Source organism: Amycolatopsis sp. NPDC058340 (genome assembly GCF_042723975.1).
Classification (GTDB): Bacteria; Actinomycetota; Actinomycetes; order Mycobacteriales; family Pseudonocardiaceae; genus Amycolatopsis.
Genome location: NZ_JBHXIB010000010.1, coordinates 78858 through 94932 on the forward strand (window position 1 = coordinate 78858; position 16075 = coordinate 94932).

Below are 16075 nucleotides of genomic sequence, written 5' to 3' on the forward strand. Positions count from 1 at the left end.
CTCTTTACCGCTCACAACCTCCACCAGTACCGGACATTACGGAACCAATCGGGCACACAATCGGCGTGATGTGTCTCTTGTGGACACTCTGCACCGGGGCCCAGCCGAGGAAACTCGGCCTTCAATACATGAAGGCCCCCTTCACAGCGCTAGACGCAATGGAGGGGGCCTTCCCGTACTGCGGCGGAGGAGAGCGGCGGTGGCGTAGTGGGTCAAGTCTCGTGAGTGGCAAGGACGGTTAGAACCGTCCTTGCCACTCACGAGCCGATGCGCGATCCGGCGGCGGAAAGTGCACGATCGGGCAACAACGCCGTCACCGCGGGGAGCGGCTCGGCGATACCTTCGGGTGATGACCGAGATCCGCGGCGGACTTCTGCGCCCGTTGGTGACCTTGTTACGCGAACAGCCGTCCGATCGGCCGGCGTTCACCGACGCGCACCGGACTTTGACCTTCGGGGAATTGCTGGAGTCGAGCGGCCGATTGGCGGCGGGGCTCGGGATCGCCCGCGGCGAACGGGTGCTGGTGCACGTCGGCGGTCGCGTCGAATTCGCCGAGTACAGCCTCGCCGTCCTGCGGGCGGGCGGGGTCGGGGTCCCGGTGAGCACGCGGGCGACGGCGGCCGAACTCGCCCGCGTCGTGGAGGATTCCGGCGCCGGTCTGCTGATCACGGAAGCCAGGCACGCGGCGCTGGTGCGTGAGCTCCGGCCGCGAGTGGTGTTCGTCGAGGACGAGCCGTCGCCCCCGCAGGGCGAACCTCGTGACGATCTCGGTCTCGACGATCCCGCGTGGCTGCTCTACACCTCCGGCACGACCGGCCGCCCCAAAGGTGTGCTGACGACACAGCGCGCGATCCTCTGGTCGTCGGCGGCGTGCTACGGCCCGATGTACGGGATCTCCGGCGACGACACGGTTCTGTGGCCGCTTCCGTTGCATCACGCGTACGCGTTGTCGCTGGCCTTCGCCGGGACGATCGCGTTGGGCGCGCACACGAGGATCGTCGATCGCGATCTGCGCGGGGCGCTCACCGCGTTCCCCGGTGGCGTCCTCGCCGGTGTCCCGGCGACCTTTCTGAACCTGCGCCAGGAGGTTCGCGGCGTTCTCCCCGCGCCACGGCTGTGCCTGTCCGGCGGCTCGCCGTGCACCGCGCCGACCCGTGCCGCGGTACGGGAACTGTTCGGCGTCGAGGTCCTCGACGGGTACGGCAGTACGGAAACCGGCGGCAAGATCGCCGTCCAGCTGCCCGGTGAGGAGCACCTGACACCGGTGCCGGGGATGGAGATCCGCGTCGTCGGCGAGCAGATCGAGGTACGCGGCCCCGGCGTCGCCCCGAGCGCCGCGGGGCCGGACGGCTGGTACCGGACCGGTGACGTGGGCCGTCTCGCCGAGGGGCGGCTCATCCTCGAAGGCCGCGCCGACGACGTCATCGTCTGCGGCGGCCAGAACGTGCACCCGACGGAGATCGAGGCGGTCATCGCCGAAGTCCCCGGTGTCGAAGACGTTCTGGTGACGGGAAGACCCGACGGAATCCTCGGCGCGGTCCCGGTGGCGTTCCTCGTCTCCGGCGAACCGGATCTCGACGAGGTGCGCCGCCTGTGCCGCGACCGGCTCTCCGCGTACAAGGTTCCGGTCGCTTTCCACCTCGTCGAACGCCTTCCCCGGACGCCGTCGGGGAAAGCGCTGCGGAAGGAACTGCGCGTACCGTCGCCCGAGGTGGAAACGCTGGTGCGCGAGGCGATCGCCGAACTGGGCGACGTCGACGAGCGGTGGCGCGACCGGCCGTTCGCCGAACTGGGCCTGACGTCGGTGGGCGGGGTGCAGTTGCGGCACCGGCTGGCCGAGGCGACCGGTTTGGCCCTCCCCCAAGCGCTCGTCTACGACTTCCCGACCCCGGCCGCGGTCATCGGCGAGCTCGATCGGTTGCTGGCCGGGGAAAACAGACCGGCCGCGACGAGAACCGTTCCGGTGCGCGGCGACGAACCGATCGCGATCGTCGCGACGGCGTGCCGGTTCCCCGGCGGCGTGACGTCGCCCGAAGACCTCTGGAATCTCGTGGCGAGCGGCGTCGACGCGACCGGCGACTTCCCCACCGACCGGGGCTGGGAGCATTCCGTCCGCTACGACCCGGACCCCGGCCGGATCGGCGGATCCACCACCCGCCGCGGTGGATTCGTGTACGACGCCATGGATTTCGACCCCGCCCCGTTCGGTATGTCGCCGCGCGAGGCCCTGTCGACCGACCCTCAGCAGCGGCTGCTGCTGGAGACGTCGTGGGAGCTGTTCGAACGCGCCGGTCTCGACACCGCCACCCTGCGCGGAAGCGACACCGGGGTGTTCGTCGGGGTGATGAACGAGGACTACGCCAGCCGGTTCGAAGGGCACCGGATGGAAGGGCGGCTGGGCATCGGGTCCTCACACGCGCTCGCGTCCGGCCGGATCTCCTACACCTACGGGCTGAACGGTCCGGCGGTCACGGTCGACACCGCCTGCTCCTCTTCACTGGTGGCGCTGCACTGGGCCGTGCGCGCACTGCGTTCCGGGGAGTGTTCGCTCGCCGTGGCCGGTGGCGCCACGGTGATGTCGTCCCCACGCACGTTCCTCGAATTCAGCCGCCAGCGCGGCCTTTCCCCGGACGGCCGATGCCGTTCCTACGCGGCGGGCGCCGACGGCACGGCCTGGGCCGAGGGGGCGGGCGTCGTGCTCCTGGAGCGCTTGTCGGACGCCCGCCGGAACGGGCATCCGGTGCTGGCACTGCTCAGTGGTTCGGCCGTCAACTCCGACGGGGCGTCGAACGGGCTGACCGCGCCGAGCGGACGGGCCCAGCGCGCGGTGGTCGCTTCCGCGCTCGCCGACGCCGGATTGTCCGCGGCCGACGTCGACGCGGTGGAAGGGCACGGAACGGCCACCCCGATCGGCGATCCGATCGAGGCGGAGGCCCTCATCGCCGCCTACGGAGGCGGGCGCGACCGGCCGCTGTGGCTCGGCTCCGTGAAGGCCAACATCGGGCACACGCAGGCCGCGGCGGGCGTCGCCGGGGTGATCAAGATGGTGGAAGCCTTGCGGCACGGTCATTTGCCGCCGTCGCCGTACGCCGACGATCCGAGCCCACGCGTCGATTGGTCCGCGGGCGACGTGCGCCTGCTCGCCGAAGGCCGGGAGTGGCGTGCCGGTGCGAAACCCCGGCACGCCGGGGTGTCCGCGTTCGGGATCGGCGGCACCAACGCGCACGTTCTCGTCTCCGGAGCGCCGCCCTCGGCCGAAAATGGCGCTCCTGCGTCTCTCGGAGCGCCGTGGCCGTTGAGCGCCGCCGGTGAGGGCGCGTTGCGAGCCGCCGCCTCCCGGTTGCTGGCGGCCGTGGGCGGCCAGGACGAGGACGACGTCGCGTTCACCCTCGCCACCCGCTCCGCGCTGGAGCATCGCGCGCTGGTCCCGTCCGGTGATCTCGCCGCGCTGCGCGCACTCGCCACCGGCGAACGCCGCGGCCGGACCGTACGCGGGCCGGCGGCCGCGGCGTTCCTGTTCAGCGGGCAAGGCGCGCAGCGCGCGGGAATGGGCAAGGAACTGTCGGACCGGTTCCCGGTGTTCCGCACGGCGTTCGACGCGGCGTGCGAGGCGCTCGGCGGCCGGGTCCGCGAAGTCGCGTTCGAGGGCGGGGAGCTGCTCGACCGGACGGATCACGCGCAATCCGCTTTGTTCGCCTATGAAGTCGCCCTGTACCGGCTGCTGGAATCCTGGGGGCTCAGGCCGGCTGCCGTCGCCGGGCACTCGATCGGCGAGATCGCCGCCGCGCACGTCGCCGGTGTCCTTTCCCTTGAGGACGCCGGTGTCCTGGTGGCCGCGCGCGGCCGTCTGATGGCCGCTCTGCCGCCGGGCGGTGTCATGGTGGCGGTCCGGGCGGCCGAGGCCGAGGTCGCCCCACTGGTCGGGGAATTCGCCGACCAAGTGGCGATCGCCGCGGTCAACGGCCCTCGATCCCTTGTGCTGTCCGGAGCCGGGAGCGTGACCGAAGCGATCGCGGCGCAGTGGCCGGGTTCCACGCGGCTGCGCGTCAGTCACGCGTTCCATTCACCGCTGATCGATCCGATGCTCGCCGAGTTCCGCGAGGTCGCCGCCGGGCTGACCTACCGCGCACCGGAGATCACCCTGATCTCCGGCCTGACCGGCCGCGCGATCACCGGCATCGACGCGGAGTACTGGGTACGGCACGCCAGGGACACGGTCCGGTTCGCCGACGCGCTGGACACCGTCGTCGCCGCGGAAACCGCCATCTGCCTGGAGATCGGCCCGTCCGCCGTGCTGAGCAGGGCCGCGGGAGCCATCCTGCCCACAGTGTCCACTATGGACACGAGCCGAAGTGTCCTCGAAGCGGTGGGCGAGCTGCACACCGCGGGCGTGCCCGTGTCGTGGCGATCGGTTTTCGACGGCAGCGGCGCCCGCCGGGTCACACTGCCGACGTATCCCTTCCAGCGCGAGCGTTTCTGGCTCGATCCGCAACCGCGCCGGAGCCACGACGGCCATGCGATGCTCGGTCCGGCACTCGTCGCCCCCGACTCGTCCAGGGTCGTGCACGGCGGATCGGCGGGAGTCCGCACGCACGGCTGGCTCGCCGACCACGTCGTCGGCGGCTCGACCTTGTTCCCGGCCAGTGCTTTCGTCGAACTCGCCGTGCACGCGGGCGGACCGGACGTGGCCGAGCTGACGATCGAGGCACCGCTGCGGCTCGGCCGGTCCGAGGACGTCGCGCTCCAGGTGGTCGTGGACGGACCCCGGATCGACATCTACGCCAAGGATTCCGATACCTGGACTCGGCATGCCACGGGTCGCCTCGGAACCTCGGAGGTCTTCGCCCAGCCGTGGAAGGGCGAGTGGCCGCCTCCCGCCACCGAACCGGTCGACCTGGACCGGGCGTACGCGGCCCTCGACTACGGTCCCGCCTTCCGCGCGGTGACGGGACTGTGGGCGGACGGCGACGAACTGTTCGCCGACATCGCGCTCCCCGAAGAGGTCGACGGCCGCTTTGCCCTGCACCCCGTGTTGCTCGACGCGGCGGTGCACACCCTCGCGCTGGCCGGAGCGCCCGGCGACGAAGCGCGCGTGCCGTTCTTCTGGAGCGGCGTCCACGTGTTCTCCCCCACCGCGCGCCGGGCACGAGTCCACTGTGTACGGTCCGGCCCCGGCGAAGTCCGGGTCGAACTCTTCGATCCAGCCGGCCCTCCTGTCGCGGTCGTCGAATCCCTGCTCACCCGGCCGCTGCCCGCCGGGAGCACGATGCTCTACGCGCCGCGATGGCTCCCCGTCCCGGCCGCGAGCGCCGACGACGTCCGGATCATCGAGGCCGAAGACGTCCGGAGCGTGCTCACCGCGCTGCAGGACACCCTCCCGCGCGGGGAACGCACCGTCGTCGTCACCCGTGACGCGGCCGATCCGGCGTCGGCCGCCGTCTTCGGGCTCGGGGCCGCCGCGTCGAGTGAGTACCGCGGCCTGGTCACCGTGGTCGACACCGCGCTCCCGGCGGAGAAGGTGCGCGAACTCGTCGGCGGCAACCCCGAACCCCAGCTGTCGATCCGGGACGGCGTACCGCACGCGCTGCGGATCGCCCGGACCGCGCCCGCGTCCGGCCGCCCGCTCGATCCGGCCGGGACGGTGCTGATCACCGGCGGCACCGGCGCGCTCGGCGGCGCGCTGGCCCGGCATCTCGTGTCCGCGCACGGGATCCGGCATCTGCTGCTGGTCAGCCGCCGCGGCCAGGCCGCACCCGGCGCGGACGAGCTCCGCGGGCTGCCCGCCGACGTGCGGATCGCCGGCGGCGACATCGCCGATCCCGCCTTCGTCCGGCGGCTGGTCGATTCCTGCGATCCGCCGCTGACCGCCGTGGTGCACGCCGCCGCCGTCGTCGCCGACGCCGCCTTCACCGCGCAGACGACCGCAGGGATCGACACCGTCTTCCGCCCCAAGGCCGACGCCGCGACGATCCTGCACGAGGCCACCCGTCATCTCCCCCTGTCGGCTTTCGTGCTCTTTTCCTCGCTGGCGGGCACTTTCGGCAACGCGGGACAGGCGAACTACGCGGCGGCGAACCGCTTCCTCGACGCGTTGGCCGTGCGGCGGCGGGCCGAAGGCCTTCCCGCGACGTCGATCGCCTGGGGCCTTTGGGATCTGGAAATCGGTCTCGGCGCGCAGATCCCCGAAGCGGCGCGGCACCGCATCCAGACCTCCGGCGTGGCCGCGCTGACCCTGGAGCAGGGAATGGCCCTGTTCGACGCCGCGCTCGGGCACGCCGAACCGGTCCTGATCGCCGCCCGGCTCGACCCCACCGCGGCCGGGCTGCCCCCGATCGCCGACGGACTCGGCCGTCCCGCGGCGAGACCCGCGCCGCCGTCACCCGGCCGGCGCTGGCCGGATCAGCCCACCGAGCGGGAACTGCGCGATCTGCTGCGGGTGGAACTCGCCGAGGTCCTCGGCCACCACGATCCGGGGACGATCCCCGCGGACAAGCCGTTCACCGAGCTCGGTCTCGATTCACTGGCCGTCATCGACCTGCGTACACGGCTCCGGGAGCTGACCGGCGTCGAACTCCCCGCCCGCGTCCTCTTCGACCATCCGACCGTCACCGAACTCACCGGGCACCTGCTCGAATGGTCGCGCTGAGCGCGGTGAGCAGCTCGGCGAGCAGCGACGCGGTGAAGTCGTCGGTCAGCGTGCCTTCGCTGTCGAAGCGTTCGTGGCTGCGGAAGACGGTCACCTCGGGTTTGACGACGACATCGGAGCCGATCGAGGCGAGGATCTGCCGGAGCGACTGCTGGGCGCGGACCGAACCGAAGGCGCCCGGCGAGGCACCGGCGATCGCGATCGGTTTGCCGGGGAGCAGTGACCCGGCGGGTGGCGTGCTCGCCCAGTCGATCGCGTTCTTCAGCGCCGCCGGCACGGACGCGTTGTGTTCGGGGGTCGCGATCAGGAGGCCGTCGGCCTCGGCGACGCGGCGCCGGAGCTCCGCCACCGGCTCCGGTGGCGAGTCGGTGTCGAGGTCCTGGCGGTAGAGCGGCAGCTCGCCGAGCCCCGCGTACAGCTCGATGTCCATCCCGCCGGGATTCGTCTTCCTGGCCGCGTGCAGCAGGGCGGTGTTGTGCGAGCCGTCGCGCAGGCTGCCGGAAATCGCGAGGATCTTCAGTTCGGACATGTCGGTTCCTCCGTCAGTTCTTGGGGCGGGCGAGGGTCTGGCTGAGCGTCAACGCGGTGAGCGCGACGGCGAATCCGGTGAGCTGCCAGCCGGTGAGGGTCTGGCCGAGCACCAGGAAACCCGCGGCGGTGGCGACCAGCGGGTTGGTCAGCGTCAGCAGGGAGACCGACGCCGGGGCGAGCCGGTCGATGCCGCGGAACCACAGCGGATAGGCCAGCGCGGTGGTGACGATGCCGATGTAGCCGTAGCCGATCAGGTTCGCCGTCGTCAGCGAGCCCGGGAGGCCTTCGAACAGGAGCGTCGCCGGAGCGAGGACGACGCCGCCGAGGGTCAGCTGCCAGCCGGTCATCGCCAGCGGATGCCCGGGGCGCCCCCATTTCTTGGTCAGGATCAGGGAAACGGCCATGAGCCCGACGGCGACGAGCATGGCGGCCAGCCCGAGCGGATCGAGCCGGGCTTCGGACGTCAGGGTCAGCAGCGCGACCCCACCGGCGCCGACGATCGCGGCGAGCAGGATCGGCGCCGGGGTCCGGACGCGGAGCATCGGGAGCGCCAGCAGCGCCACCAGCAGGGGTTGCAGGGCACCGAGGGTCGCGGCGACCCCGCCGGGGAGGCGGTACGCGGCGAAGAAGATCAACGGCAGGAAGGCGCCGAAGTTGAGCATTCCGAGCACCGTCGTCTTCCACCACCACGACCCGTGCGGGAGCCGCCGGGTCAGTGCCAGCAGGAGCAGGCCCGCCGGGAGCGCCCGCAGCGCGGCGGCGAGGAACGGCCGGTCCGGGGGCAACAGGGTCGCGGTGACTACGTACACGGTGCCCCAGCTGGCCGGGGCCAGCGCGGCGAGCCCGGCGTCACGGAGCGTCGGTTTCGCGGCCGCCGGTCCCGCCGGGACGACGGGCCGCTCGGCGATGATCGCCATGATGTCTCCTCACTGATAATCTCAACGTTGAGATAACACCAGCGACTTCTGTCAATGTCAAGTCTCTTAATGTTGAGATGATTGGAGGGCGTCATGGCCGACGCGGTGGACGCGGTGATCGCGCTTTGGCGGCACGAGCGGCCGGACCTCGAAGACAAGCTCTGGCCGGCCGAGGTGATCGGGCGCGTTCAGCGGCTCTCCCGGATCCTCGACCGGAAGCTCAAGGAGTTCAACGCCAAGCACGACCTGGAATCGTGGGAGTTCGACGTGCTCACCACGCTCCGCCGCTCCGGTCAGGCCGACGGCCTGACGCCCGGCGCGCTGCTCAAGGCCGCGATGGTCACGTCCGGGGCGATCACGAACCGCATCGACCGCATGGAGACCAAGGGCCTGGTCGAGCGGGTGCGCGACAGCGACGACCGCCGCTCGGTCAAGATCCGGCTGACCGGCAAGGGACGCCAGGTCGTGGACGAGGTCTTCGTCCTCCACCTGGAGAACGAGGCCGGCCTCCTGCCCGACCTGAAACCGGCTCAGTGGGCCGAACTGATCGGCGGCCTGCGGCTGCTGCTCGAACACTTCGGCGACACGTCACTGGAGTGACTCCAGCGCGGCGGCCGCGGCGTCCAGCGCGGCACCGGGATCGACGCCGAGCTCCCTGGCGGCACGGGCGTATTCGTCCGCCGCCGCCCGCAGGAGTGCCGCCTTGCCCGGCCGGTCGGCGATGTCGGCGACGACCGTGCCCTTGGCGCGAGCGGTGTACACCCAGCCGTTCTCTTCCAGCTCCCGGTAGACCCGGGCCACCGTGCCCGAAGCCAGCGCCAGATCCCTGGCGAGCTGCCGGATGGGCGGCAACCGGGTGCCCGGTGCCAGCGCGCCGGTGGTGATCAACCGGATCAGCTGATCCCGCACCTGCCGCCACGGCGCGATCCCGAGATCCGTGTCGACGACGACTTTCACCGGCATCAGGCGGCTTCGACGCGCGAGCGGTGGGCGAGGTGGTACCAGGCGGCGAGCCCGGCGACGACCACCAGCCACGAGCCCGGGTTCGTGACCTCCGGGATCGCCAGCGTCACGGTGGCGGCGAGCCCCAGCCCCGCGGCGACCCGCGCGCTGCGGACGCGCAACGCGCCGTCGGCCGCACTGTCCCCTGTGGACGGTCGGCGCACGGCGAGCAGGATGACCAGCCACGTGACCGCCGAAACGGCCGCGGCCACCCCCAGCAAGGCCCACCAGCGATGGACCACGAGCCAGACCGCCGCGGCCGCGACGATCACCGCGTAGAGGATCAGGCCCCAGTCCGGGACGAGCCCGCGCACCGCCCGCCGCTCCAGCCCGGCCTCGCGGCGAGCGCCTTTCGGCGGCCGCTGGGCCAGCACCTCCGCGATCAGCGCGCCGATGAGCAGGGTGGCCAGGAAGAGCGAGACGCCGTCGTTGCCGATCCCGGCGAGATCGGCCAGCAGCGGCAACCCGAGGAACAGCCACGGATACCAGAACCGGCGGCGGCGCAGGTAGCGCACGGCCTCGGCGACGTCGGACGGCGAAGGGTCTTCGACGCCCCAGCGTCGCAGCACCTTCTTGCCCTGCTTTTCGCCCGGCCACAGCAGAACCAGGATCGCCAGGCCGAACAGGCCCATGATCAGGGCCACGGCCACGACGTTGTCGAACGGCACGATCAGCCTCCTCGGTCTTGTATCAAGCACATGATACAAGACCGTCGCAACCCCGCCTTCGCGCGTGACCCCCGGGCGGGAAAGATGCTTCCGCCCGTCCGGGTCAGATCCAGCCGAGCGGGGTGACCTCCGCCGCCGACGTCCACGGGCCGCGTCCGCCCGCCTCGGTAAGCGCGCGGAACCGCACATAGCGCGCCCGGGCAGGCCAGAACCGCAGGGTCTTCCGCGCGGCGTCGTCGGCGAAAGTACCTGTGGCGACGGGATTTCCCCATGCCGATCCGTCCGTGCTCAGGTAGACCTCGTAGCCACCGACGCGCCCGTGGTCGGAACCGTCCTGCCGCGGCAAGTAGGCCAGACCGGTGACGGTACGGACAGCACCCAGATCGAGCTGCAGTTCGTGGGGCAGCGGGTCTTCCCCGCCGGACCACTTGGTGTGCCAATGGGTGGCGGGATTCCCGTCGACGGCGTTCGCGGCCGCGCCGTTCTCCCCCACCGTCTCCTGGCTGTCGGCCGAGCGGACGGTCGCGGCGAGCGGCCCGGAGCCCATGACCGGGTCGCTGATGGTCTCGGCGCCCGTCTCGACATGGCCCGCGAAGCGGCGCAGGAAACCATCCGGCCCCTGAACGGTCAGGTCGTACCAGCCGCCCATGCCGCCTTCGGTGCTGAACCAATCCTCGACCGTCGCGCCCTGCGCGACCGTGTACGTCCAAGGCCCACCGCCCCGGTTGCCGGTCCGCACGGTCAGCTCGCAAGCGGCGCCGGCGTTGGTCATCTTCAGGTACACGACGCCGGAACCCGGCCGCAGCACGACTTCCGGATTCGGCTTGCCGCCGGTGGTCGCGGTGATCCGGTTGCCCGCGAACCGGCGCAGGAAACCGTTGGGGCCGTGGGTGGTGAGGTCGTACGCGCCGTCCGGGGAACCGGCCTGCCAATAGTCGGAAAGGGTCGCGTTCCCGCCGAGGGTGTAGCGCCACGGCCCGTCGGTCCGATACGCGTTGGCGTACACGTAGAAATGAGCGCCCGCCGTCCCGGTATTGGCGAAGTCGATCCAGAATCGTTCGGCGGTCACCCGCCCTGAAACCGTCAGCTGATAGGGCAAGGGACGCGCGGCCCGCACGCCGGTCTCCGAAACGGGAAGCTTCTGCACGGACGGCGGCTGCGGCTGGGTGTTCCACGGCCCGCTCGTCGGCACCGGTTTGGTCAGCACCGGATAGGTCGCGCTCGGCGACGTGGTGTCCAACGCCGAAGTCAGATCACCGCAGACGGTGCGCCGCCACGGCGAGATGTTCGGCTCGGCGACGCCACTCCATCGTTCGAGGAAGCGCAGAACGGAAGTGTGGTCGAAGACCTCCGAACACACCTTCCCGCCCCGGCTCCACGGCGAGATCACGAACATGGGCACCCGGATGCCCAGCCCGATCGGCTCACCGGAGACGAATTCGTCGTTCGTGGCGACGGAACTCTTGCCCTCGTTGTCCGAAGCCGGCGGCGCGGGCGGCGGCATGTGGTCGAAGAAACCGCCGTCCTCGTCGTAGGTCAGCAGGAACAACGTCTTGTTCCACACCTCGGGTTTCGACGCGATCGTGTCGAGGATCGACTTCACCAGATCGGCCCCGGTGTTCGGGCCCCACGCGGGATGTTCGGTCTGGGATTCCGGCGCGACGATCCACGACACCGACGGCAGCCTGCCCGCGTCGACGTCGCCCTTGAAGGCGCTCAGCAATTGCTTCGGCGCGACCCGGGCCAGCCCGCGGTCGTACAACGCGCGTTCGGCCGCGGTCAGGGTCGCCACGCCGGCCGCCAGCCCGTCGAGCAGCCGGGTGCGCTCGGCGGCCAAAGCCGAATCCAGGGCGTAGTAGAAGTACTCCAGCTTCGGGAAGGCTTTGCCCGAGGAGTCCTTCACTTTCGACAGAGCCTTGTTGCCGACGGCGAGGAAACTGCTGAAATAGTCCAGCGAGTTGTCGCCGTAATTGTCCCATTCCTGATAGACGCGCCAACTGCGGCCCGCGGCCTGGAGGCGTTCGGCGTAGGTCTTCCACGTGTAGCCGGTGTGCCCGGGGTTCTGCCAGGCGTCGTTGCCGATCGCCCGGGTGGTCCCGTCCGGCTCGTAGCCGAGTTTCCCGGTGAACAGGTACAGCCGATTCGGGTTGGTTGGCCCCATTTCCGAGCAGTGGTAGGCATCGCAGACGGTGAACGCGTCGGCAAGTTCGTGGTAGAACCGCAGCGCCGAGCGGGTGTGATAGGTCAGCGACCGGACGCCCTTGGCCGCGCGCCAGGCGTCGTGACGCCCCTTGTTCCACGCCCGGTGCCCGCCGGACCAGCTGTGGTCGACGTCGGCCATGAACTGGTCGTCGATCGCGTACGGGAGCAGAGTGCCCGCGCCGTCGGGTTGCTGGAATACCGACGCCCCCGACGGTAGCTTGATCGCGGCCGGATCGTTGAAACCCCGTACCCCGCGCAAGGTCCCGAGATAATGGTCGAACGACCGGTTCTCCTGCATGAACACCACGACGTGCTCGATGACGTCGAGTCCGCCCGTCGGCGCTTCGGCGGCGAGCGCCTGCCGGACGCTCGCCGGGAGCAAGGTGAAGGCGGAAGCCGCACCAGCGGCCTTCAGCAGGGTACGACGGCGCACGGAGCCCTCCAGGAATTGCGTTGAACCCGTTCGATCCATGTTCGAAACTGCACCTTTGATGCGACTATCGAGCAGATAGAAACATAGGTGCCTGATCGGTTCAAGGGTTCCGCCCAGGAGCCGCATGATCGGAGCAAGATGACGCGACTTTCGGATGGTCACGGCCCTCGTGAGTGGCGAGGACGGTTCTAACCGTCCTCGCCACTCACGAGGCGCAAACCGTGGTGGGGGCCGCCCCCCTTGAGCGTCCCCCACCCGGTTCATCCGGCCGGAACCGGCCGGATGTCATCTCCGGTCGTCGTCCGGCCGCCCGGACAAGGCCGCCAGGGAAAGCACCATGACGACCGGCCAGATCACGGCCACCAGCGCGGCGCCGCCGAAGGTGATCGCCGTGACCGAGACCGCCGTCGCGATCAGCCCACCGACGGGTGACACGTAACAAAGGCCCAACGGACCAAGGAAGAGAGCCCACGACAACGCGGCCTTCGCCGATTTGGCCGGCGGACGGGGAACCGGATACCGCCCAGGGCCGACGACCTCGTGGTCGTCGCCCTGATACCACCCACCGGACATCAGCGGCGGATGCGGCGCGAAGAACGCCGGTCTTCGGCCGAACGCCTTCGGCGTCCGCGGGTTCTGCTCCACCGGCACGTGGCGGTGATCCTTCGGCCGTCCCATGACACTTTCCGCGCTGCGCATGACACCCTCCCCCGTCGCCGGCCCGAGGCCTGGTGAACTCTCCCCGTGCCTGGCACAATTACCGGTCGCGGTTCGAAACTTCCGGGTCGTTCTGCCCACTGACCATGCTGACGAGTCGGGGGAGTGGCTGATGCGTCAAATGGAACACAGCACCGATCCGGTTCCCCGGGAACCGGAGGGCCACGATGACCGGTTCCCCCGCGGCTGAAAACGGGAGCCTGGGGACCTGGCGGCGGCTGACACCGGCGGAGCAGTCCGCCCTCCGGCGCGCGGGCCACCTGAAAGTGTGGCGGCCCGGCCAGATCCTCGCCCTCCAGGGCAGTCCGCCCACCAGTATGTTCGTCGTCCTGCACGGCTGGGTGAAGATCAGCGCCACCAACTATCGCGGCGAGGACGCCCCGCTCGCCGCCCGCGGTCCCGCGGAAATCGTGGGCGAACTGGCCCCGATCAGCGGACTCCCCCGTTCCGCCACGATGTCGGCGATCGACGAGGTGCACACCCTCGTCGTGCCGAGGGAGAAATTCCTCGGTGTATTACGCGACCAACCGCGTATCGCCGAGGAGATCTTCCGTACCGCGGCGATCCGGCTGCAGCAATCCGACCGGCTGCGTCTCGAATCCGGCGGACCCGATTTCCCGCAACGCCTCGCCGCCGTTCTCCTGGAACTGGCCTTGCAGCACTCCGTCGACTGGACGGCCGGGAAACAGATCGACCTCCGCTTCAACCAAGGCGAGTTGGCTGGCTTCGCGCGCGTCTCGCGCAGCACCCTGATCCGCGGTCTCGACGAACTCCGGCGGCTGGGCGTGGTGCGCACCGCACGCCAGCGCGTCACCATCACCAGCCCCCGCGCATTACGGGAATTGGCCGCCGGACGGCCACCACCGGCCGTCGAGGCCTGATCCGGCGCGAAATCTCGGCTATCCTTGTCGAGGTTCAACTCTCGCAACCGTTTCACGGGGTGGAGGGAATCGGCACGATGAGTTCTTTCTCGGCAGACACGGAACCGGACATCGAATCGGCGTTGCTCGATCTCGACGCGGTCTCCTTCACCGCGTTACGAGAGCTGGACGGCGAAGCCTTCCGCCGGTCGGCGCACCATGTCGTCGAACGCACCACCCTCGTCCGCGCACGCTACAGAAGCTCCTCCACCTCGGCCGGTGAGCGCATCGACTGATGCCGCCATCAGCCGGGTCTCGCGCCACGTTCCACCGGTTGTCGTGGCGGGACTTCGACGCGCTCGCGCGCCTCGATGGCGACGAGGACATGGCTCGAAGGCTGCGACGAGCCGAGCGAAGCCGTCGCAAACTGTTGATCCACGCCTTGCTGACCGAAGCCGCGAAGGCACCGGATCATTCGGGCCCATTGCCGCCACTGGATTCCGCTTGGGAGCTCCTCGCACGTGCCGAGGCACGAGCACCCCGCTCGGTGAACAGGGTGCTCACCAATCCGTACACCGGCAGCTGGGCAGGCTATACGACTCGCCTGCTCCGCAACGGAATCGACGGCGTCGGTCCTTTGTGGATGCATCTGGGGCACGCGCACGCGATCGCGGTGGCCGCGGCGATCCGGGCGGGGCTCGACTTCGAGACCGCCATCCCGGCGTGGCATGGCAGCGCCATCCTCCCTTCCCTCGGGATGGCCGGATTTCCGGACACCGAAACGTTTTCCTCGGTTGTCGTACGAGGTGCCGACGGCCGGTACTCGCTGTCGAAAGCCGGTGTGACGGTCTTCGTGCCGGAGGCACCCGACTCCGACGCCCCGGGCTGGTGGGGAATCCGGCGGGTGCGAAGCCAGGTCGGCTCGCACCGGTTCTCGTTGTGGCTCGACGATCTCGATCCCTACCGGGGGCTCTACGAACCGATCCCGCCGGAACGGCTGCCGGGCAAGGATCTGGCGGATTGGCAACGGCTGATCGACGAGGCCTGCCGTCTGGTCGCCACCCATCTGCCCGGGCTGGCCCGCATCATGCCGGTGGGCTTGGCGTCCTTGGTGCCGAAACCCAGGGTGCTCTTCCGCAATCCGAGCGCGTCGACCGGAGAAGCTTTCGGCAGCGCGGTCGTCGGGCTCCCCACCGACGGCGCGTCGCTCGCCGAAACGCTGATCCACGAGTTCCAGCACATCGTGCTCGGGGGCCTGCTGCACCTCGTCGAGTTGTACGAGCCGGATCCACGGGAACGGATCTACGTGGCCTGGCGGGACGATCCGCGCCCCCTCAGCGGCGCCTTCCAAGGCGTCTACGCCTTCTTCGGCGTCACCGCCTTCTGGCGCGCATTGGCCAGGGCCGGGACGAGTCCCCGGCGCTCCTCCTTCGAATTCGCCTATTGGCGCGAGCAGACGTGGCACACGCTGCAAGCGCTGCGCGCGGACCCGATGCTGACCGATGCCGGACGACGCTTTCTCGACGGCATCGCCGAACGTCTCGGGCAGTGGCGGAGCGAGCCCGTATCGGCGGAGGCGAGCGAGCTGGCCACGGCCGCCCGCCGCGATCACCTGGCGGGATGGCGCGCCCGGCATCTGCGTCCGGACCCGTCCGTCGTCGCCGAACTGGCGGCGGCGTGGCTCAGCGGAAGACCGAGGCCCCCCGCGAATCTCGACGCGACAAGCCTTCCCCCGACGCCGGTACCGGACGGAGCCTGGTCCCAGGCCAGAACGGACCTCATCCGGCTCACCCTCGGCGGTTCAGCGCGACCGCCGGCGGTACCCGGCGCCACCGCGGCTGATTTCGCCTACACCGCGGGCGAACACCTCGAAGCCGTCGAGGGCTACCGGCAGGAACTCGCCGCGGATCCGGACCGGCCGAACTCCCTGGCCGGACTGGGCCTCGCGCTCTCCGCCCGAGGCCTTCACCCTGCCGCTCGCGCCCTGCTGCACTGTCCCGAACTGGTCCGCGCGGTACATCGGCCCTTGCGATCCGGCGCGCGGCCGCCGACCGTGGAGGAGATCGCCTCCTGGATCGGGCAACTCGTACCGGACTGAG

The 16075-nt window shown here is 70.4% G+C and carries 11 protein-coding genes; 5 read left to right on the forward strand and 6 right to left on the reverse strand.

Annotated features, from left to right (window positions below; all coding sequences use genetic code 11):
• Positions 1 to 349: 349 nt before the first annotated feature.
• Positions 350 to 6646, forward strand: coding sequence for an SDR family NAD(P)-dependent oxidoreductase (locus tag ACFWIW_RS15135; protein WP_378368981.1), 6297 nt, complete (start codon positions 350 to 352; stop codon positions 6644 to 6646).
• On the opposite strand, the gene ACFWIW_RS15140 is transcribed toward ACFWIW_RS15135, so the two are convergent.
• Both ACFWIW_RS15140 and ACFWIW_RS15145 read right to left on the reverse strand, forming a co-directional pair.
• A complete protein-coding gene (locus tag ACFWIW_RS15140) occupies positions 6615 to 7175 on the reverse strand; it encodes an NADPH-dependent FMN reductase (protein WP_378368982.1) in 561 nt (186 codons plus the stop codon). The two genes, ACFWIW_RS15135 and ACFWIW_RS15140, sit on opposite strands and share 32 nt — an antisense overlap.
• Positions 7176 to 7188: 13 nt before the next feature.
• Entirely contained in the window at positions 7189 to 8094 is a 906-nt protein-coding gene (locus ACFWIW_RS15145; protein WP_378368983.1) for an EamA family transporter, read from the reverse strand.
• 93 nt (positions 8095 to 8187) lie between these two features.
• Between ACFWIW_RS15145 and ACFWIW_RS15150 the strand changes: the two genes are divergently transcribed.
• Positions 8188 to 8694: a MarR family winged helix-turn-helix transcriptional regulator gene (locus ACFWIW_RS15150; protein WP_378368984.1), complete on the forward strand. Its 507-nt coding sequence runs from the start codon at positions 8188 to 8190 to the stop codon at positions 8692 to 8694.
• Here ACFWIW_RS15150 and ACFWIW_RS15155 read toward each other — a convergent pair.
• From ACFWIW_RS15155 to ACFWIW_RS15170, 4 genes are all read right to left on the reverse strand, one after another.
• Positions 8683 to 9057, reverse strand: a complete 375-nt coding sequence (locus ACFWIW_RS15155; RefSeq protein ID WP_378368985.1) for a GntR family transcriptional regulator — start codon at positions 9055 to 9057, stop codon at positions 8683 to 8685. The two genes, ACFWIW_RS15150 and ACFWIW_RS15155, sit on opposite strands and share 12 nt — an antisense overlap.
• On the reverse strand, positions 9057 to 9764 hold the full coding sequence (locus tag ACFWIW_RS15160) for a hypothetical protein (protein ID WP_378368986.1): 708 nt from the start codon (positions 9762 to 9764) through the stop codon (positions 9057 to 9059). The genes ACFWIW_RS15155 and ACFWIW_RS15160 overlap by 1 nt, the downstream gene beginning before the upstream one ends.
• A gap of 103 nt (positions 9765 to 9867) precedes the next feature.
• Positions 9868 to 12399, reverse strand: coding sequence for a phosphocholine-specific phospholipase C (locus tag ACFWIW_RS15165; RefSeq protein WP_378368987.1), 2532 nt, complete (start codon positions 12397 to 12399; stop codon positions 9868 to 9870).
• 285 nt (positions 12400 to 12684) lie between these two features.
• Positions 12685 to 13098, reverse strand: a complete 414-nt coding sequence (locus tag ACFWIW_RS15170; RefSeq protein WP_378368988.1) for a hypothetical protein — start codon at positions 13096 to 13098, stop codon at positions 12685 to 12687.
• A gap of 185 nt (positions 13099 to 13283) precedes the next feature.
• Between ACFWIW_RS15170 and ACFWIW_RS15175 the strand changes: the two genes are divergently transcribed.
• The 3 genes from ACFWIW_RS15175 to ACFWIW_RS15185 all read left to right on the forward strand — a co-directional run bounded on the left by ACFWIW_RS15175 (position 13284) and on the right by ACFWIW_RS15185 (position 16074).
• Complete coding sequence (locus ACFWIW_RS15175) at positions 13284 to 13997, forward strand: Crp/Fnr family transcriptional regulator (protein ID WP_378368989.1); 714 nt, start codon at positions 13284 to 13286, stop codon at positions 13995 to 13997.
• Positions 13998 to 14074: 77 nt separating this feature from the next.
• Positions 14075 to 14272 (forward strand): hypothetical protein, encoded by a 198-nt coding sequence (locus ACFWIW_RS15180; RefSeq protein ID WP_378368990.1) that lies wholly within the window; start codon positions 14075 to 14077, stop codon positions 14270 to 14272.
• Positions 14272 to 16074 (forward strand): aKG-HExxH-type peptide beta-hydroxylase, encoded by a 1803-nt coding sequence (locus ACFWIW_RS15185; RefSeq protein ID WP_378368991.1) that lies wholly within the window; start codon positions 14272 to 14274, stop codon positions 16072 to 16074. The genes ACFWIW_RS15180 and ACFWIW_RS15185 overlap by 1 nt, the downstream gene beginning before the upstream one ends.
• Position 16075: the final 1 nt, after the last annotated feature.